This is a genomic window from Flavobacterium bernardetii, assembly GCF_011305415.1.
GTDB classification, from domain to species: Bacteria; Bacteroidota; Bacteroidia; order Flavobacteriales; family Flavobacteriaceae; genus Flavobacterium; species Flavobacterium bernardetii.
In genome coordinates, this window is record NZ_JAANOQ010000001.1 from 459631 (window position 1) to 480820 (window position 21190).

Below are 21190 nucleotides of genomic sequence, written 5' to 3' on the forward strand. Positions count from 1 at the left end.
GTAAATAGTTAATCACAAACCACTTCCGCAATCTTACACTCAAACTTGTCATGCTGAAAGCATCTCACACAAACCACTTCCGCAATGTTTAACCACATAGTTCTTCACGTAAATCCCAAATCGTAAATCCCAAATATTAATACAATTTAATCAATTCTCTAATCAACAACCTCACATTTGGCTCCGCCATTTTTGCTGCTTTTAGTACTTCAGCATGGGAAACGGTTTCAATATTTTCTTCATTACCCATATCTGTAATTACAGAAATTCCGAAAGTTTCTAAATCCATATGTCGGGCAACAATAACTTCGGGAACGGTACTCATTCCTACGCAATCTCCACCAATATTTTTTATCATTTTATATTCTGAAAGTGTTTCATAAGTTGGACCTTGTAAGGCCACATAAACACCTTCTTTGACTTCAATGTTGTTGGTTTTGGCAATTTCTTTTACTTTGGCTATCATGTGATGACTGTATGGCTCACTCATATTTACAAATCGCGGTCCCATTCTTTCATCATTAGCGCCTCTTAAGGGATGTTCGGGCATCATATTAATATGATTGGTGATGATGACAATTGAACCCACTTTATAATTTGAATTTACACCTCCTGAAGCATTAGAAACTATAAGTTTTGTAATGCCCAAATGTTTCATTACTCTAACAGGGAATGTAACTTGTTTCATATCATAGCCTTCATAGTAATGAAAGCGACCTTGCATGGCCATTACTTTTTTAGTTCCAACAGTTCCAAAAAGTAAAGCACCTTTATGACCCGAAACGGTTGAAACAGGAAAGTTTGGAATTTCCTCATAAGGCAAGGTGAATTCTATTTTAATGTCTTCAGCAAAATCACCTAAACCCGAACCTAAAATAATTCCGTATTCTGGAATGAAATTGGTTTTATTTTTAATGAATTCGCAGGTGTCATATATTTGATTTAACATAATTTGAATTAATTTAAGTTACTCAAATATATGAAATTTTAGTGAGATTATAGATGTTGTTTTTATGCGGCAGACCATTGTCCAATTTCCCTCATTTTAAAGAAAATTAATTTAGTACAAGATTGTCCGTTATTAGAATCATCCCAATACGATTCATGCATATAAGTTTGTTTTAAACCTAAAAAATCAAATACATAATAATCTGTTTTTTGAGTAATTTCGTAGTTAATATTTATTGGTATTTCTTGTTTGTTTAAGATACCGAAATTGGCTTCACCAGCTTTATTATCGTATCTGAAGTTACTTGCAAAGGCATCTACCAAAGAATACACATTAATCCATTGTATTTTTTTGGTCATTTGGTCATTTCTGTTCTCTAAAAAATGAGGGTAATACTTCGTAACAAATTCATACGGAGCACCAATGGTTACTAATAAATTAACTTGGTTTTTAATGTTTTTTGAAGGTTCAGAATCTATTGGGAATAGCGTATCTAAAGCAATAATACTTCCGAAACTATAGGTATGAAAATGTATTTTCTCATTTCCTTCTTGTGTAACGATGAATGCCATTAACTCCTCTAAATTATGCTTTACATGGTGTATTTGTTTTTTACTTTGAATATAGCTGTCCATCGTAAAAAATTCGGCAGCAATTTTTGTGAGTATAATATTCGATTCGGGCATAAATAACATAAAAGTTACCGTAAGAATGATCCCGTATTTTATAATTAGATTTAAATTACTTTTTGAACCTAAAGTAGCTATGTTTTCTACTATAAAAGTATTGTCAAGTGATAGTAATAACAAAGGTAATAATGATAAAACAGCCAAAGACATGATCAAAAATATAATAAACATATAAGCTGTTTTTCCGCCTTTTTGATACGTTGATTTTTTAAATAAATTAATGATGAGTCTAGGGAATCTTCTAATAACTAAAAGTAGCAAACAACTATTTTTAAACAATAAGTTTTTGTTTTGAAAGTTCTGGTTAAGTTGTTCACTGTATTCAAAATCGTATAATTTATACACGAGTTTGTCGGTATCAGATTTGTCGGTGTTTTTTGGATGTTCAAAAATATGAATTACCAAACTGCTTTGATTGGTTGTGTAGTAAATTTTCTCAATTTTGGTATAATAACAATTATCGAAAGTCGCATTCTCGAGTTCTTTTACGTATCGAGCCGCATATTTCTCTACAGTTTCATTATCTGTAGCGTGTTCTAGTCCAGAAATGTAAATACCAACAGCCATAACTAAGAAATAATTATAAAGTTACTCTTTACTTATATCTTATTTTACGGTTTTTTTGACTAATGTTTACGGTTTGAACTTTTATATCAACTTTAACGTTTTACAGATGTTTATTAGTTCTTCATCTGTAATTTTTTGGTCGGCTAATTGCCTTTTAATATTGGCTTTACGCTTTTCAATACTGCTTAATGAAACGTCAATATAATTTGGAATTTCTTTAGTTTGAATTCCTTTTTCAAGTAATATTATAATTTGTGTATCAATCTCATCCCATTTAATGGTATTGCTTAATAAGGATTGAAAAGATTTATTAATTGTAGGGCTAAAATATTTTTCGCCATCTTTAATTCTAAAAAATATATCAGGAAAAGTACTAAAATCAATATCGTTTTTTGAAATAAACCCTTCTGGATTTACAGTTTTATACACTTTGTTTAGGATAAGATGTTCGCTATGCATCGTTAGCATAACAATTTTGCATTTAGGAAATTTTTCACGGATAAGTATCGCCAAATCAGTGCCAGATAAAATTTTCTCTTTTTCATAGGGAGGCAAATTAATATCTAATAAAGCGATATCAATATTTTTTTCTTTATTCACCATTATTTCTAAAATTTTAAAGGCCTTTTCACAATTTGTAGCTTTTAAAAAATTATAATTATGATCTGTTTTTTTCTTAGAAATCAAATTGATATAAGCATCCGAAGTAAAGGGATGATCGTCAACTACTAAAATTGTTAAATTCTTGAATTTATTCATAACCGTAAGTATTTGTCCTAAAAACCGTAAAATCGTATTGTTAAATGGTGGTAAATTGCATCAAATTTAATTAAATCGTGTTAATATCCTATATAATAATTGATGCAACTGAAACATTAACTCAAGAAAGTGACCGATTTCTTGAGTTCAATGAATTGTTGTGTGTTGGAGTTAGTACTACATATGATAACGCGATAGATTTAATTTTAGAGAAGAAACCACAACTAATATTTTTTCATTTTTCTAATGAAATTCCGTTGCACTTACTATTAAATATTCAGCAGTATTTAGAAAAGTTACCGTATGTGATAGCCTTGAATGATACGGATGCTCATGCTTATAAAGCTTTGAAACACGGAGTTATGGATTATGTATTGATGCCATTTCTTGAATCCGAATTGAGAAAATCAGTTTTAAAGTTCATTAAGTTTTATAAAGATAATTCCATTGAAAAATTATGTATTAAATCTAACGGCGATTATCATTTTATTCCTTTAGATGATATTATTTATTTAAAAGCAGATAATAATACTACCGATTTTTATTTGCAAAGTGGTAAAGTTATTTCAGGTTTTAAAACGATGAAATTCTTTGAAGGACAATTGCCTTTTTACTTTTTTAGAGTACATAATAGTTACATTGTAAATATTAAATTTGTTACTAGAATAAACTTAGGAAAATTCGACTGCTTCCTTTTTGATAATATTCATAAAATCCCATTCTCAAGAACCTACAGAGAAAATATTGACGCTATTATTAAAAGAATTGGCTAATTCTGAAAAAAAAAAGTCACTTACATTTAAAAATAGGTTAGTTACTAGTTTGAGGCTGTCAATTGCTTAAAGACTAGTGTTTTGTAGTTTATTTCATACTTCATTTTTTAATTTTGACATATCAAGAAACAACTACTAATGTTAAATTAAAAAAATTAAATTATGAAAACTTATTCTTTTATTGCTACGATTGCTATTGCTTTAATGTTAACTTCTTGTTCTGCAGACAGTGAAGAAACTTACACTAAACCAGAACAAGTTCAAAAGTTTGACTCATTTAGTATATATGCTAGACAAGGGGATTCACTTTCTAGAGGAAATGAAGATGGAGAGCCTGTAAAACCTATAAAAAGAGATTAATTTATTCTTTCATTCTATATTTATTTCTTATTTTTGAGAAAAAATATTTTAAATTTTTGAAAAACTCAAAATTATTCTTTTTAATTCTCATCTCTATCTTTTCTTGTAGAAAAGATAGAGATGATTTTGTTATTAAAGATGATGTATTTACTTCCAACGATTATATTTATTTATCTTTAAAGGATAAACAAGTTTTTTTAGATTCTATCAATAATCTAGTTGATGATATAGAAGTTGATTCTATTAAAATGAATAAATTATTGTCCTTATCATCTCAATATTATTTTTTAAAAGAGAATCGTAAATCTTTTCAATTAACAAAAAAAGCCTATAAAATTGCTGAGCAAACCAAAGATTCTTTTGCCATGGGAAGGTCTTTGTATTATATGTCTGATTGTTATAGAGAAACAAATAAGGATAGTGCTTTTTATTATCTTAAACAGTCTGAAAAAATTTATTTATTAATAAAAAATGATGACCGTTTAGCTAAAGTACATTATAATAAAGCCTATTTGTTATTTTATGAAGGAAATTATACTGAAAGTGAAATTGAAGTAATTAAGTCTTTAAAATACTTGAAAAACGTAGACAATTTAGAACTTTTGTATATGTGTAATTCTTTACAAGGTTCTAATCATACGGAACTGGAAGAATACAATAAAGCTTTAGGTTATTTCAATCAGGCTTCATTTATTTTGAAGAAAATGCAAAAGGAGAGATTAAACTTAGAAGAAATTTATTGTTATAGCCTAATAAATACAATTGATATTTGTAACATATATGATAAAAAGAAGCAGTATTCTAAATCTGTTTCAACTTTAAAAAGTATACTTTCCGAAGATATTAAAAAAAACAAACCTGGACTTTATCATACAATTAATGGCAATCTAGCCTATTCATTAATGAAAAGTGGCAACTACGAAGAAGCCAAAAAACATTTTGATTTAGCTATTCAATTCTCAGATAAAAAGGATGATTCTCAAAGTTATTTGTATAAAATTATAAACTTTGGCGAGTATCATTTACTGACAAAAGATACAGTAAAAGCGAATGCTTTATTTACCGAAGCTTTACAGATGTCTAAGCAATTGAAAAGTGGGAATGAAGAATTAAAAACACTTAATTTTCTCGCTCTTACCAATCCTAAAAAAGTAACACATTATAAAAATGAATACGTTCGTGTTAGTGATAGTATAGTCAAAAAGCAACGTGCAAGTAGAGATAAATTCGCTCGTATTGAATTTGAAACCAGTCAGGTAGAAGATCAAAATAAGATGTTGTCTTATAGAAACTTGGTTTTAGTTTTAATCATTATTATTTCGATTATTGTTTTCTTATTGATACTTTATTTCCGACATAGAGCAGCTGCAAAAAAAGAAATGCAACTTTTAGAGCAGAAAAATATTGCCGACAAGGAATTGTTTAAACTCACCAATGATTTCCAAATTGAATTAGTCAACGCTAAGCAAAACGAACAAAATCGTATTTCAAAAGAATTGCACGACGGAATTATGAATCAGATTTATGGTGTCCGATTGAATTTAGGTTTTTTAAATGAATACGATGATACCGACTCGAAAGACAAACGATTAATTTTAGTCAAAGAATTGCAAAAAATTGAAGGAGAAATTAGAACTTTATCACACGATTTAAGTTCTGAAAACAACTTTAATAATTCGGATTTTACGTATTTATTAGACAATTTAATTAAATCAAATAATAACATATCAAATACAGAATTTACTATTGAAATAACAGATTTTATTGACTGGAATAGGTTTTCTTCCTTAATAAAAATCAATATGTACCGAATCCTTCAAGAGTTATTTTTAAATGTAAATAAATACTCCAATGCCAAAGCATGTACATTAAAAATTGAAACTATTGATAACCAACTTCATGTTTCCGTATCGGATGACGGAGTAGGGTTTAACACATCCAAAACATCAGAAGGAATTGGTTTAAAAAACATCAAAGAGCGTTTAGAACTTATAAACGGCACGCTAACTGTTTTGAGTAGTCCTAATGAAGGTGCGAAGTTTAATTTGGTTATTCCGATAGCGTAGGTGTAATATTTAAAATAGGTACGCAGAATTAACAGATTTTTTTTGATTGTATTGTGGTGAGGGATTATTGCGGATTTTAATCATATAAGAAATATAAGTTTTTTAACCACATAATTCTTCACGTAAATCTCAAATCTATAATCGTAAATTTTAACCACATAGGCACATAAGGTTGGATTGCGAGTAAAGACGCTTTGCTCAAAATAGTTCACATAAGATAGGAACGCGGATGTAGCGGATTTTTTTTTATTTCGGATTGTAGTGAGGGATTTTCACGGATTTTATTCCCCTCTTTTAGAGGGGTGCCCGTAGGGTGGGGTGTTTTATTTACAATCTACTTCTACAATCTTACCCTCAATTTTGTCATCCTGAAAGCATCTCACGTAATCTTATTCATTACTAATCTTACATCCCTAATGTCCTTACGAAATCGGAACAAGCTATCAAAGTTAGAATCCTTCTAATAGAATTTTGTTAGAGATTGAAAATAAGATTTTAAAGTAAACGTCTTCGTAGGAATTGTCCTCTTGAGGGGACTTTAGGGGTGTCACAATCAACTTCCACAATCTTACCCTCAATTTTGTCATGCTGAAAGCATCTCACGCAAACCACTTCCGCAAAGTTTAACCACAAACTACTTCACGTAAATCCCAAATCCCAAATCGTAAATCCCAAACACTTCCACTTTCAACAAAAAAAAACTGCTCACAATCTACGTATTATCAAGTTCCCGATGGGTATTATAAAGTTGTCGGAGCATTTTTAGACTTTGTCGGAGGGTTTTTAGAAGTTATCGGAGGGTTTTTAGACTTTGTCGGAGAGTTTTTAGACTTTGTCGGAGCATTTTTAGACTTTGTCGGAGAGTTTTTAGAAGTTGTCGGAGGGTTTTTAGACTTTGTCGGAGAGTTTTTAGACTTTGTCGGAGGGTTTTTAGAAGTTGTCGGAGCATTTTTAGACTTTGTCGGAGAGTTTTTAGACTTTGTCGGAGGGTTTTTAGACTTTGTCGGAGAGTTTTTAGAAGTTGTCGGAGGGTTTTTAGAAGTTCCCGATATGTTTTATCAAGTTCCTGATGCGTTTTATCAAGTTCCCGATACGTTTTTAGAACTTCCCGATGCGTTTTTAGAACTTCCCGATAGGTTTTTAGAACTTCCCGATGCGTTTTTAGACTTTCCCGATATGTTTTTAGAACTTCCCGATGCGTTTTTAGACTTTCCCGATAGGTTTTTAGACTTTCCCGATAGATTTTTAGAACTTCCCGATAGGTTTTTAGAACTTCCCGATACTTTTTTAGACTTTTATTTTGACGTTGTCTGAGCGTTTTTAGAAAATAGATTTATGTGTTTGAACTAATTTCAGTATCATTTTAAACTCTTTTTATTCTTATTTACTATTTAATGAACCTAATTTTTCAAAACCGTAAGCATAAGTACGGAAAACCGTAAAACCATCTCAACCCCTTTATTTATATTTACCGAAATAGAATACCAAGAGAAATTTACAGGCAAAAACAGGTAGAAATACCTATTGTGGGTACAGTTTTAAATTGGTAAGTTTGGGACTACAAGATTTTAAAAACACTATGAGTAAAAATACCGTAAAAGCCGATATCAATTTTGAACAAGAACTTTGGAAAGCCGCTAACGAACTAAGAGGCGCAGTTGCTGAAAATCAATACAAAGACTATGTATTACCAATGATTTTCTTAAAGCACATGTCGGAACGATATGAAATGCGAAGAGAAGAACTAACAACTTTACTTCACGATAAAAATTCCACTTATTTTACTTCAGACGACGAAGAAATCAATTATGTATTAGAAGATGCAGATGAGTATTTGTCTAAAAATGTATATATCATTCCAAAAGAAGCGACTTGGGAATACTTAAAAGCCAATGCAGAGCAAGACAATATTAAAGTTATTGTTGATGATGCCTTTGATGTTATGGATGCGACTTTAGCAGTTAGTAGACCAGACCTTAAAGGAATTTTACCACGTATTTTTGTAAAAAGTCAATTAACAGCCCGACAAGTAGGTGGTTTAATTAACTTACTTTCTAATCCTAAGTTATCACAAAAAGAAAATCCTGAAAGCGATGTTTTAGGTCGTGTGTATGAATACTACATTGGAAAATTCGCTTTGGCGGAAGGTTCAGGTGCTGGACAATTTTTTACACCAGGAAGTATAGTGCGTTTGATGGTAGAAATGATTGAACCTTATGAAGGTAAAATTTTTGATGCTGCTTGTGGTAGTGGTGGTATGTTTGTACAATCGTTAAAGTTTTTAGAAAGCCATGGTGGCGACAAACGTAAAATTTCTATTTACGGACAAGAGCGTTATGATGGTACCTTACGTTTGTGTAAAATGAACTTAGCCTTACGCGATTTATCTTTTGATGTACGCTTAGGCGACTCCTTACTACAAGATAAATTTCCAGATTTAAAAGCAGATTTTATTATTGTAAACCCGCCTTTTAATGTAAGCCAATGGCACCCAGAAGACTTACCTGAAAATGACCCACGCTTATTTGGACCTAAAGAAGAATTTGCTACCGATGGTAATGCCAATTTTATGTGGATGCAAACTTTTTGGAGTCATTTGAGCGATATAGGAACAGCCAGTGTAGTAATGGCAAACGGAGCTATGACTTCCAATAATAAAGGGGAGAAAAACGTACGTGAGTTTATGGTAAACAATAGTATGATTGATTGTATTGTACGTTTACCAGACAAATTGTTTTTAACTACAGGTATACCTGCTTGTATTTTTATATTAAGTAAAAACCGCGATGGTAAAGACGGCAAACACCGTGAACGTACCAACGAAATATTATTTATAGACACCAGTAAAATGGGAACTATGGAAAGCCGTAAGCTACGTGTGTTTACAGACGCTGATATTGATAAAGTAGCTGAAACTTACCACGCATGGCGTAACAATCCCGATTGTCATGCTGAACTTGTTTCAGCATCTAATACAACCTACAGCAACATAGACGGCTACTGCTATGCCGCTTCAATAGAAGAAGTACAAAAACAAGACTACAAACTAACACCAGGTATTTATGTTGGCACCGAAGAAGTAGAAGACGACGGTATCTTGTTTGAAGATAAAATGGCGAGTTTGCAAGTTATATTACAAGAGCAGTTTGCGAAAGGGAATGAATTGCAGCAAAAGATTTTAGAAAACTTTGATAAATTATAACTATGTTTTTTTTCTTTTTTGACAATAAAAATGTTCAAGTTGAATTAGGTAATTCTCCTAAACAAGCAGATATAGCTATTGCACCTATTAGTGATAATGGATCGATAGGTTTACTAAATGAATATATTTTAAAAGAGTATGGTTATAGTAAGGTAATTTTAAATAATTTAAACCTTAAAAAAGGTTTTGACTTTTTTCAATTAAATGGGAAACCAATTCTTTTTGTTGTTACTGTTGATAAGGGAAATACGGAAAATAACTTGAAAAACAATCTTAGACAAGCTATAACAATAAATTTCACCAACTTATCTAACAAAAAAATATGGATTCCATTAATGGGAACTGGTGGTGGAGGATTAACTTACTCTGAAAGTTATGACATTATCACATCTCTTTTAGATGAATTAAAAGATTATATATTCAAATTTAATTGTGAATTTATTATTTCTATACCAATTGATGATGAAGGTAAAAAACTTTACACTTGGAAAAGTAGAGATAGAACGATTGATGATATACTTGAGAATGATAATGTTAACTCATTTGATAATATAAAAGAAATTAATAATTCTATTGAAGAAGAAACTATTTCTGAATCAAAAGCAAAAAATATAATTACTGACTCAAATGCAAGATTTTATTTAGTAGGCACTATTTGGGGTGATGAAGAGCAGTCTGAAAGATTTTATAAAGAAGGTATTTGGGAAAATGGTCATGAAAATAGGGAGTATTTTGATTTAATAAATAGAGTTAAGGAAAATGATATATTAATACACAAGTCTTCTTTTTCAACAAGAAATGGAAAAAGTATTTTAAGAATAAAAGCTTTTGGAATTGTAAAATATATTCACAATAATGGAAAAAAGCTTGATGTTGATTGGATCATCAAATTAAATGAAAAACTAGATGTTGATGGATTAGGATTTTATAGAGACACAATATCAAGTGTTAACATAAAAGATCTAATTAAAATTTTCACAGCATTTAGTTCACAAGACTTTGAGGAGTTATATTATACTTTTGTTCATAAGAAAAAGACCATATCAAATATAGACTTACCCAGTAGTACAAAGTTAGCAGGATTAATTGCTGATGTAGAAATCGGCGAAGATTATCTTGATATTAAAAAAGACGTTAACGCTTTTGCTCGTGTAATTGCTGCTAAAAGTTTTCAGCCACCTTTAGCTATAGCTTTGTTGGGTAAATGGGGTTCTGGTAAGAGTTTTTTTATGAGAAAACTCAAAGAAAATATTCAAGTTTTATCTAAAGAAAATCCTCAAAAGGCCTTTTGTGAAGGAGTTGCCAATGTCCATTTTAATGCTTGGTCTTATATGGATGCTAATCTTTGGGCTAGTATAGTTACACGAATTTTCGAAAGTTTAGAAGAATATATTAATGGTTTAAATTTACCTCAAAAAGAAAAAAAAGAAATTGAAAATGAATTATTTCAAAAATTAACAATTTCAAAAGAAGAGCATTTAGAGCTTGAAAACCAGCAAAACCAAGTTAAAAAACGATTGCACGAATTAAAGACTAATAAAAAAAATATAAAAAGAGAATTAAAAGCGAAAATTAATTCTATCAGAACAAAATCATTAAAAGATATATTAAATGAGATTAATCAAGGATTTAAAGTAGAAGAAAAGATTATACAAACCTTAAATGAAAATTCTTCATTTGTAGATTCAGCTCAAAAATTCGAAAAGATAGTTCCTAAAGAATATTGGAATAACCCCACAGCTTTTTATAATGAAATTAAGGGTATTAATTCTTTTTTTAAAACTTTTTTTCGAAGAAAGAGTTGGAAAACTAATTTATGTTGGTTTTTAATTATTTTGTTATTGCTGATAATAACTCCAATAGTGACATTTATTTTAAACTTACTTATTAGTTGGGAAGATTTTTCTTTTACAAATAAACAATGGGTTCTAATAACTTTTTATGGTACTTTATTCACAAGAAGTATTGATACCTATTTAAAATTAAAAAAACAAATTGCTCCATTTTGGAATTTAAAAGAAGAATATGAAAAAGAAAAAGAAGAAGCTATTTTTAAATTTAAACAGGAAGAGAAGTCTATAAAACTTGAAATAAGTCAGCAAAAAGATGAAGTTATACAAGTTAATAAAGAAATAAATACAAACCTTCAACTTCAGGCTAATTTAAAATTCAAATTAGAAAATGCACTTTCAACACATGCTTTATACACATTTATTGAAAAAAGAGCTAATAGTGATGATTATAAAAAGCATTTAGGAATCGTTTCTTTAATTCGTAAAGATTTTGAAATATTAAGTGGATTATTGACAGATCATAAAACAGAATTAGTTTCTAAAGAAGATTCAATTGAATTTAAAGAATTATTTAAAGGTAAGAAACCGCTCGAACGTATCATTCTTTATATTGATGATTTAGATCGTTGCCCTGAAGAAAGAGTAGTTGAAGTTTTAGAAGCCGTAAATTTATTAATGGCATTTCCTCTTTTTGTTGTTATAGTTGGGGTTGACCCTCGATGGGTTAAAACAGCATTACAAAAGAAATATGATAACCAATTTAAAAATGTGCATGAAAATGAAGAAGCTATTTCACCATCAAATTATTTAGAAAAAATATTCCAAGTTTCATTTAATCTAAAAGAGGCTGAGGATTCTAATGTAAAAAATATGATTAGAACTTTGGCAAATATTAAAGTAGAAATTATTGATAATGAATCGAACGAAAGTGATTATAGTGAAGAATATAATAAAAATGATTATCATTTAGAAAGCTTAGATATAATTGAAAAAGATAAAAAAATAAATCAACTTGAAAATGAACCAATTAAAGCGCCTGAAAAGTTAATTGATAAAGAAAAAATTGAAGCTCTCGATATTTCTGAAAACGAAATAAATAATATACAAAAAATTACTTTTTTAATTGGTAATAATCCTAGAAAAATTAAAAGATATATTAATCTTTATAGGATAATAAAAACTCATCAAGATTTTGAAAACAATGATAAAAACCTAATAAATTTAATATTTAATCTTGCAATTTCTTTAGGAAATTATAAAGATATATTTAACATATTATTAAAAAACATCAATGAAAATTCTTTTGCTTCTTTTGAGAAATTAGACTCTTTAATCAATAATATCATTAAAGATCTTAAGAAAAATTTACAAACTAATTCAGAGAGTGAATTAATTGTTCTAAATAAATTGGCATACATATATCAAGAATTAAAAAATGATTGGCCTGAATTACTCGAATTAGACTTATCATTGATAGAAGAACAAAACGAATTCATCAAACGCTTTACCTTTAAAAACATATAAATGCCAAACAACTGGAAAACATATAAACTCTCGGAACTAACCACTAAAATTGGAAGTGGAGCAACACCAAGAGGAGGTCAAGAAGCATATAAATCTTCTGGTATTTCTTTAATTAGAAGCCAGAATGTTTTAGATTTTACTTTTTCAACAAATGGTTTAGCATTTATTGATGATGTACAAGCCACAAAATTAAATAATGTTACTCTTGAAGAGAATGATATTTTATTAAATATAACTGGAGACTCTGTTGCTAGAGTATGTAAAGTACCAAATGAGTTTTTACCAGCAAGAGTTAACCAACATGTTGCTATATTAAGAGCTGATTCTAAAATTTTGAATCCAGATTATTTATTATATTCATTATTAGAGAAATCAAATAAAGATAAACTATTAACACTTGCGAGTGCTGGTGCAACTAGAAATGCAATCACTAAAAGTATGATTGAAAATTTTGAAGTAGTACTTCCAGATTTAAAAGAACAAAAATCCATTGCCGAAATCCTTTCCTCCATTGACGAAAAAATAGAAAACAACCTAGCCATTAACAAAACCCTAGAAGAAATGGCAATGGCGCTATACAAACACTGGTTTGTAGATTTTGGTCCGTTTCAAGAAGGCGAATTTGTAGATAGTGAGTTAGGGAAAATTCCTGAGGGTTGGGAAGTGAAGAGATTAGTTGAATTTGTAAATTTAGCAATGGGTCAATCACCAAAGTCAGAATTTTACAATTTAAATAAGGATGGATTACCTTTTCATCAAGGAGTTACAAATTATGGGGAAAGATTCCCAGAAGATAAAACGTATTCAACTGAAGGAAATCGTTTTGCGGAAGATGGTGATATATTATTTAGTGTAAGAGCTCCAGTCGGAAGATTAAATATTGCAAAAAATAAAATTATTTTAGGTCGTGGTTTGTCTTCAATGACTTTAAAAAATTATAAGAATAATGGTTTTTTGTTTTATTCTTTGAAAAACTTTTTTACCGAAGATGATATAATTGGTGACGGTACCGTATATGGTTCTGTTAACAAAACCGAATTAGAAAATTTGAAATTTATAGTTCCTTGCAAAGAAATATTAGAAGATTTTAATGATTTAGTAAAAGATATCGATTCAAAATATTTGAATAATTATAAAGAAAACCAAACCTTAACCCAATTACGCGATACTTTATTACCAAAGTTAATAAGTGGTGAAGTAAGGTTAAAGGAATTTAGAGAATCAATTACGAATTAAAAATTACGAATTACGAAGGAGTTAAGTTATTTAGCGTAATTCGTAATTCTACATTCATAATTAAATATGACAACAGAAGCCAAAATAGAACAAGCTACCATTGACTGGTTATCCGATTTGGGTTACACACACAAGCATGGTACAACATTTACTTTTCCAGAAAGCGAAGTGGTGGATAAAGCTACTTTGTTAGCGTTTGTTCAAAAGCAATATCCTAATTTGCCAGCTGATTTGTATCCCTTAATTGTAGCGGAATTTGTAAATAATACAGGTGCTGATTTATTGTACCGTAACCGTGATTTTCATTTAAAACTCACCAAAGGTATGGCTTACCAATACCAAGATGAAAACAATACGGAAAAAGCCATTCATATTTATCCAATAGATTTTCAAAATCCTGAAAACAATACGTTTTGGGTAGTCAATCAATTAAGTATTAAAGGGAAAAACAAACGTCGCCCTGATGTTATCATCTATATCAACGGAATACCGTTAATTGTATTTGAATTAAAAAACTGGTTTGATGAAAACACCAATTTAGCAGAAGCCTTAAATCAAATCGGACATTATACTAAAGATATTCCACAGTTGTTTGAATATAATATGTTTACTATAATTAGTGATGGCAACCAAGCACAACACGGTATGTTTAATGCCAAAAGTGAATGGTATGCCGCATGGAAAAGTGCCAACGGCAACACCATTGAAGATGACGATTTCCAAATGCATACCCTAATTTTTGGAATGTTTCCAAAAGAAAGAATACTAAACTATATTAAAAATTTCATCTTTTTTGAAGACCATAACGGGACTTTAATAAAGAAAGGAGCCAAATACCATCAATATTTTGGAGTTAATCTTGCGGTTGAAGCGGCTAAAAAAGCCATCAAACCTTATGGAGATGGACGTATTGGCGTAATTTGGCACACACAAGGTAGTGGTAAAAGTATTTCAATGGCTATTTATGCTGGTATACTAAGAAGTTTACCAGAACTTAAAAATCCAACTATTGTAGTACAGGTGGATCGTAGTGATTTAGATTTTCAATTATACGAAAACTTTGTATTAGCTAAAGATTTAGTGGGTGATGTACAACACGCCGATTCTACAAATGATTTAAGAAGATTACTTTCAACTGGAAGCGGTGGTGTAATTTTTACAACTATAGAAAAATTCCGTTTAAAAGGAGGTACCGATAACGAATTAGGAGAAATAGAACATCCTATTTTATCTGAACGTGATAATATTATTGTTATGGCAGATGAAGCACACAGAACCCAATATGGTTTGTTAGATGGATATGCTTCTAATTTACGAAAAGCCTTACCTAATGCATCATTCATAGGTTTTACAGGAACTCCAGTTGACAGCAAAGATGCCGATACGGAAGAAGTTTTTGGAGATACGATACACGTTTACGATATTAAACAAGCAGTAGAAGACAAAGCAACGGTTCCAATTTATTATGAACCTCGATTAGCAAAACTACATTTAGCCAATGAAAACTTAGATTCCGATGTAGATTTACTTACTTGGGAATATGAAGACAGTTCTAATTTAAAATGGGCAGCATTAGAAGATGCAGCTGGTTCGCAAGATCGTGTGGAGAAAATTGCTAAAGATATTTTAAAGCATTATAAAAATCGTACAGAAACTTTGCCTGGAAAAGCTATGGTAGTTTGTATGAGTAGAAGAAATAGTGTAAAAATGTATGAGGCGCTAACCGCATTAGAAGGTTGTCCTGAAGTTGCTGTTGTTATGACAGGTAATATTTCTAAAGACCCTCAAGAATGGAATCCGCATATTCGAACACAAGATGCAACTGAAGCTTTAAAAAAGCGTTTTCGTAATCCAAAAGATGCTTTGGAAATTGTTATTGTTAGAGATATGTGGCTAACTGGTTTTGATGCACCTTGTGTGCATACTATGTATATTGACAAAATTATGAGAGGTCATAATTTAATGCAAGCTATAACACGAACTAACCGAGTTTTTAAAGACAAACCATCAGGAGTAATTGTAGATTATATAGGTATTGGCGACCAATTAAAAAAAGCCACAAACAAATACACTGGAAGTGGTGGTAAAGGAGAACCAACTATAGATATGCATCAAGCATTAGAGTTGTTTTATCATCAAGTGACAGTTTGTAAGTCATTACTACAAGAAGAAATTGATTATAGTAACTGGAAAGCTCTACGTGAAGGCGATAAAATGTTATTGGTTAGAAAAGCTTTGAGTGGTATCATTAAGCACGAAGAAGTCGCTAATCAATACATGCTTGAAGAAAAGAAATTAACGGGCTTACTTTCTATTGTAAAATCACAAACTGAAATTCAAGAATTTGCTATTGATGTTTTATTTGCTCAGCATTTATCAAAAGCCATAAGAAATGCAAAATCTGTAAAAGGCGGTCAACGTAATACTGCAGAACAAGTAAAAGAATTAATAAGTAGAAGTATAGAATCCGACGACATTGTAGATGTTTTTGCCATGGCAGGAATTGAACGTGCTGATATATCTATTTTAGACGAAAACTTTTTGTTAGGTGCTAAAAAAGATAAAGACAGTATGGCTATAAAAATTGAATTGCTTAAAAATATTTTGAAAGACGAAATAAAAATGCGTTTGCCTCAAAACATTAAAAAGTACACTTCATTAAAAGAGGAATTAGAAAAAGTTATCGATAGATATCATTTAAACGCTATAGATTCCTATACTACAATTGCCGAATTGGTTCATAGAGCACAAGAAATACAAAATGAAGACAAGCGTAAATCTGAACTAGGTTTGTCAGATGAAGAATTGGCTTTTTATGATATCATTTCAGCAAAAAAAGATATTATCAACGAAGAAGGACCAATCCAAAATGTGGTTCACGAAGTTGTAAAAGCAGTAAAAAATAATCTTCAAATAGATTGGACGAATAAAGAAGATGCTAAAGCGGCAATTCGTTTAGCTGTAAAAAAAGAATTAAGAGGTAAAGTAAGTATCTCTGAACTTAATGCTATTTTACAAGAAATAATGGAACAAGCAGAAGGACAGTTTAAAGAGTGGAGGGCTTAAATAAGTTATGGATTTTTACTCAATAAAAGAATTGTCATTTTTTTTATCAACTCCTTTTCCAAAACAAAGGGATTATGAAATAACCTACTTAGATATTGTAAATATTAGAACAAAAGAGAATGCAATTAGTAAAATTTATGCTCATTATTTAAATTTACAGGCATCTCCTAAAATATCAGAATGGTTTATTTCTAGTCTTTTAGATTTGATTGAAACAAAATCTAATAAAAAGATAGAATTAAAAGACTATGATGTTTTTTTGGAATATGTAACTCTTGAAAGTTTAGGAAGAATTGATATTGTTATCGATTCAAAAGCAACACAATCTGCAATATTAATAGAAAACAAGGTTTATCATTGGCTTCATAATGATTTAGCTAATTATTGGGATACTTTTTCACATTATGAGAGCGACAATAAAGTTGGAATCATTTTAGCACTCATTAACTTGCCAAGTTCTAATTCTAATTTTATAAGTATATCACATATCGAATGGATTTCAAAGATGGAAGAATATATTGATTTCTCAATACTATCGGATAGGGAAAAAATCCATTTAGAAGATTTTATTATAAATATAAAGTACATAACAAACGAAACAGTAATGAATGACAATATTAAGTTTTATTTAGATCACTCGAGTAAAATTGAGCAGGTTTTAGGATTCAAAGAAGAAGCTTCTCGTTTTGTGAATGCAGCGATAAATTCGGTTGCAACTAAATATAATTGGGATGTCTATGGCGGATCTAATAATTTTAAACAAATTTGGGATAAAAATAATGATGTAAGAGTATTTTATACCCTTTTTCCAGATGAAATTTTACAGAAAAAAGAATTAAAACTAGTAGTTGAAATAGATGATAGGGCAAGAGGTTATTATGATAATCTTATAATTAAAGTGCTGAGTTCAAATGTTTTCGACAGTAGTTTTATTAAAAGTGATTTTAAAAATAAAAACTCAGCACATATCGGATTTATTGTTTTTAAATTAACAGAATCTAATTTGGAAAATTTATCAAGTTTTATAGATGCTAAAATAAGTGAATTAGAATCTAAAAGAAACTTTATACACAAACAATTAGTCGCTTTAGGATATGAAGATAAAACAACTTTATTAAATGAAAATAAACAACTTTGCAACACAATTTGAAACAGTTTTTAAAGACACTTTTACAGATGAATTAGTTGAAAATGTAATAGAAACAATACTGAAAAATAAGGTTGATTCTGTTCCTTCAAATTTAAAACTGGAATTTGGTATTTATGTTTTCTTTTTGAAACAAAAGGATAAATTTCATTCTTTTAAGGAATTAGAAGAAAAATGGAATGAAGAAGGGATTCTTAAAACCCCTAATGCAATTAATATAAATTTTGAAAACAACAAGGAATTAAATGGCTCTTACTCTTTTTATGTAGGTAAATCCGAAAAGCTTTCCAAAAGGATAAATGAACATTTAACACATCATAATAATCATGCTACTTATGGTTTAAAATTAGCAAATAGAAAGAATTTCAATTTGCATGATTTTGAAATTGGTTATTGGGTTTTACCTTTAGATAATTCATTTTCTAAAGAAATAAAACAATTCATTATTACTACTTTAGAACAAAAAGTAAGAGAGAAATTAAACCCTTTAATAGGTAAAAAATAAAAAATAACTATAATGTCAAAAGTTTTAAAATATAGAGAATACGAAAAAGAAGCCCCGCTGCGCAAAGTCTCCTGACTTTGAGCTTGACATTAGATTGCGTGAGATGCTTTCAGCATGACAAAATTGAGAATTACATTAAGAATAAAAATACAACAATGAAAACATACCATCTATCAAACAATCAAATAGAATTATACGTACAACCAAGTTCTAAAATAGGGCGTGGGTTTTTGGCTTTTTTAGGGCTAATCATATTTGTTATGCCAATATTCGGAATGGTATTGGGATTAACGTTAGGAGCTGAATTTCATATTATGTATTTAGTAGGAATAGGGTTGAGTACACTATTTGCGTATCATTTCTATAAACTGTATCATTGGAATACATGTGGGAAAGAAGTAATTACCCTATCAGAAAATAAAGTAAACTATCATGCCGATTATGGTAAGTTTGTAAGTAATAAACAAGAGCACACTTATGAAACCTTAACTTTTCATGTAAAGCCAGTAGGATATGAAAAGGAACAGTTGGGCGTTTTGTTATTTGAAGTCGCTGAGAAAAAATATCTAGAGACAGTAGTTATTTTGCCTTTGGCAACTTTGAATGAGATTGTAGAGAAATTAAAATAAATTAAAGAATATTTATATGCGTTATGTTTTAGCTTTTTTCTTACCCTGGTTAAGTTTAATACTTCAAGGTAAAGTTTTATCAGGCATTATTTGCTTGTTATTACAAATAACAATTATTGGTTGGATTCCTGCTTTTATTTGGGCAGTTACATCCTTAAATAGAATGTATGCTGATAGAAGAACTAAAAGTATGATTAAAGAATTAAAAAGATATTAATATATGAACTTATTTAAAAATCTATTCGAAAAAAAAGAAAAAAAATTTACGCCAGATAATACTAAATTATTGGCACTTATAGCGCAGTATCATAAAGATTCGAGTTCTGATTCCTATGCAAAAGTAATTGAGGAATTGTATGGTGATGAAGCCTGTTTAATAGTTCCTACAGCTGATGAGAATAGTAAATCAAATGAATGGAAGACTTTGAAAAAAGGGGAAGCGGTTAATTTTACAAGTGTTTTTGATATTGATGGTTTGTTAGCTTTTGGTGTTTTTACATCAGAAGAAACGCTTTCTAAATGGATAACTAAAGAAACTCCTTTTATGGCTATGCCAGCCAAATCTGTTTTAGAAATTTCTGAACAACAAAGTTTCGGTAGAGTAGTTATTGATAGTGACCAGCCGACTATGTTTGTTTTAGAACGAAATAGAGAAAATTTTAATGCCCAAGAGATAAAAGAGGATACAGACGTTTTAGTGGGAACACCTATACAACCTATTGATGGTGCGCATAAAACACAATTGCAAAATGCTTTTAGCAAAAATAATAACATTGAAGAAGTGTTTCATTTTGCTATGCAGCGTAAAGAAGAAAGTATTTTGATTTTGGCTTTTGTATTAGAACAGTATTCAGAAAATGCTCGTGTAGCAGTTATGAATAATGTTAATGATGGAATGCAAGGTGTGAATTTTAATCAAACTTTGGAAATTATGTATATTACTAAAGAGGATAGTTGGTACGAAACAGCACGTAATTTTGATTATTTTTATAAGAAGAAATAGATGTTTGGATAAGGATTATGTGGTCCTTTAACTTCGTTGAATCTTCGATTTTAGCATGACAAGATTTAGAGTAAGTATTCGTGAAACCCTTCCAAAGTTCCAAACTCTTGAAGAGTTGTTTGTAGAGAAAGTTTAAGTGAGATGTTATAAAAATTAAATTAAAAATTAAGTGTTATGAAGTTTTTAAAAAACAATTGGTTTACCATTTTAGTAGTGGTGTTGTTATTTTCAGTAGAACCTGCATTTGCGGGTCCGGGTGGGTATATTGCCAAAGGATTATTTAAATCGTTTTGGGGTAAAATACTATTAGGTATACTTACCATTGTGTTGTTGCCTTTTATCTTGTATGTGTATTTTACAGAGAAAATAGCGGTAATGAAAAACAAAAAAATATTGTTGAAATTAAGTGCTACACATAAGAATTTCAATTGGATTGACTTAGAAAAAGAGTTTTCGCACATTGTTAGAAGAGTGTATATCGCTTGGGCGAAAGAAGATATGGCAGAGGTGAAAGAATATGTAAATAATTGGTATTGGCGCAATCAGCAAATTGTAAATTTAGATTATTGGAAAAGTCAGAATTTAAAGAATGTTTCCAGATTACGTACTTTAGAAAAAGTAAATCCTTTGTATTTAGAATTTTCGTCAGAAGAAAACTTAAACGGAACCCGAATAGCCATCAGAATTGATATTGAGGCAGAAGATTATTTATTAGACATTGAAACTAACAAAATAATCGAAGGAAAAAAAGGATACCAAGACTTAGACTATGTTTGGTTTTTTAAATATGAAGATGGGAAATGGCTTTTAGATGATATCAGACAAGGTGCAACTTCTTTAGGTTTTGCAAAATTAGCAAATGTGATTCCTGCTAATGTAGCGCAACAAATTGCTAATCCAGTACTAGCAAGGTAGTTTGTAA

At 30.0% G+C, this 21190-nt stretch carries 17 protein-coding genes; 14 read left to right on the forward strand and 3 right to left on the reverse strand.

Features of this window, described 5'->3' with window-relative positions; all coding sequences use genetic code 11:
• Positions 1-136: 136 nt before the first annotated feature.
• The 3 genes from G6N05_RS02130 to G6N05_RS02140 form a co-directional block, all read right to left on the reverse strand.
• Entirely contained in the window at positions 137-949 is an 813-nt protein-coding gene (locus G6N05_RS02130) for a purine-nucleoside phosphorylase (RefSeq protein ID WP_166124913.1), read from the reverse strand.
• A 62-nt stretch (positions 950-1011) separates the two neighbouring features.
• Positions 1012-2205 carry a hypothetical protein gene (locus G6N05_RS02135; protein ID WP_166124914.1) on the reverse strand — a complete coding sequence of 398 codons (1194 nt, stop codon included), beginning with the start codon at positions 2203-2205 and terminating at the stop codon, positions 1012-1014.
• Positions 2206-2286: 81 nt separating this feature from the next.
• Complete coding sequence (locus tag G6N05_RS02140; RefSeq protein ID WP_166124915.1) at positions 2287-2964, reverse strand: response regulator; 678 nt, start codon at positions 2962-2964, stop codon at positions 2287-2289.
• 77 nt (positions 2965-3041) lie between these two features.
• Here G6N05_RS02140 and G6N05_RS15755 point away from each other — a divergent pair, with 77 nt between their 5' ends.
• The 14 genes from G6N05_RS15755 to G6N05_RS02210 all read left to right on the forward strand — a co-directional run bounded on the left by G6N05_RS15755 (position 3042) and on the right by G6N05_RS02210 (position 21183).
• A complete protein-coding gene (locus G6N05_RS15755; RefSeq protein ID WP_166124916.1) occupies positions 3042-3737 on the forward strand; it encodes a LytR/AlgR family response regulator transcription factor in 696 nt (231 codons plus the stop codon).
• A 162-nt stretch (positions 3738-3899) separates the two neighbouring features.
• A complete protein-coding gene (locus G6N05_RS02150; RefSeq protein WP_166124917.1) occupies positions 3900-4097 on the forward strand; it encodes a hypothetical protein in 198 nt (65 codons plus the stop codon).
• Between the two features lie 56 nt (positions 4098-4153).
• The gene (locus G6N05_RS02155; RefSeq protein WP_166124918.1) at positions 4154-6163 is read left to right on the forward strand and encodes a tetratricopeptide repeat-containing sensor histidine kinase; all 2010 of its coding nucleotides are present in this window, start codon (positions 4154-4156) and stop codon (positions 6161-6163) included.
• Between the two features lie 1050 nt (positions 6164-7213).
• Entirely contained in the window at positions 7214-7477 is a 264-nt protein-coding gene (locus tag G6N05_RS02160; RefSeq protein WP_166124919.1) for a hypothetical protein, read from the forward strand.
• 265 nt (positions 7478-7742) lie between these two features.
• Complete coding sequence (locus tag G6N05_RS02165; protein WP_166124920.1) at positions 7743-9365, forward strand: type I restriction-modification system subunit M; 1623 nt, start codon at positions 7743-7745, stop codon at positions 9363-9365.
• Between the two features lie 2 nt (positions 9366-9367).
• Positions 9368-12682: a P-loop NTPase fold protein gene (locus tag G6N05_RS02170; protein WP_166124921.1), complete on the forward strand. Its 3315-nt coding sequence runs from the start codon at positions 9368-9370 to the stop codon at positions 12680-12682.
• Positions 12683-13918 carry a restriction endonuclease subunit S gene (locus tag G6N05_RS02175; protein ID WP_166124922.1) on the forward strand — a complete coding sequence of 412 codons (1236 nt, stop codon included), beginning with the start codon at positions 12683-12685 and terminating at the stop codon, positions 13916-13918. It abuts the gene before it with no gap.
• A 66-nt stretch (positions 13919-13984) separates the two neighbouring features.
• Positions 13985-16984, forward strand: a complete 3000-nt coding sequence (locus G6N05_RS02180) for a type I restriction endonuclease subunit R (RefSeq protein ID WP_166124923.1) — start codon at positions 13985-13987, stop codon at positions 16982-16984.
• A gap of 7 nt (positions 16985-16991) precedes the next feature.
• Complete coding sequence (locus G6N05_RS02185) at positions 16992-18134, forward strand: PD-(D/E)XK nuclease family protein (RefSeq protein ID WP_166124924.1); 1143 nt, start codon at positions 16992-16994, stop codon at positions 18132-18134.
• Positions 18103-18636 (forward strand): GIY-YIG nuclease family protein, encoded by a 534-nt coding sequence (locus G6N05_RS02190; RefSeq protein WP_166124925.1) that lies wholly within the window; start codon positions 18103-18105, stop codon positions 18634-18636. Before G6N05_RS02185 ends, G6N05_RS02190 begins: the two co-directional genes overlap by 32 nt.
• A gap of 155 nt (positions 18637-18791) precedes the next feature.
• Complete coding sequence (locus G6N05_RS02195) at positions 18792-19265, forward strand: hypothetical protein (protein WP_166124926.1); 474 nt, start codon at positions 18792-18794, stop codon at positions 19263-19265.
• A gap of 16 nt (positions 19266-19281) precedes the next feature.
• Entirely contained in the window at positions 19282-19482 is a 201-nt protein-coding gene (locus G6N05_RS02200) for a YqaE/Pmp3 family membrane protein (protein WP_166124927.1), read from the forward strand.
• Positions 19483-19485: 3 nt separating this feature from the next.
• Positions 19486-20268, forward strand: a complete 783-nt coding sequence (locus tag G6N05_RS02205) for an SseB family protein (RefSeq protein WP_166124928.1) — start codon at positions 19486-19488, stop codon at positions 20266-20268.
• A gap of 174 nt (positions 20269-20442) precedes the next feature.
• On the forward strand, positions 20443-21183 hold the full coding sequence (locus G6N05_RS02210) for a Tim44 domain-containing protein (protein ID WP_166124929.1): 741 nt from the start codon (positions 20443-20445) through the stop codon (positions 21181-21183).
• Positions 21184-21190: the final 7 nt, after the last annotated feature.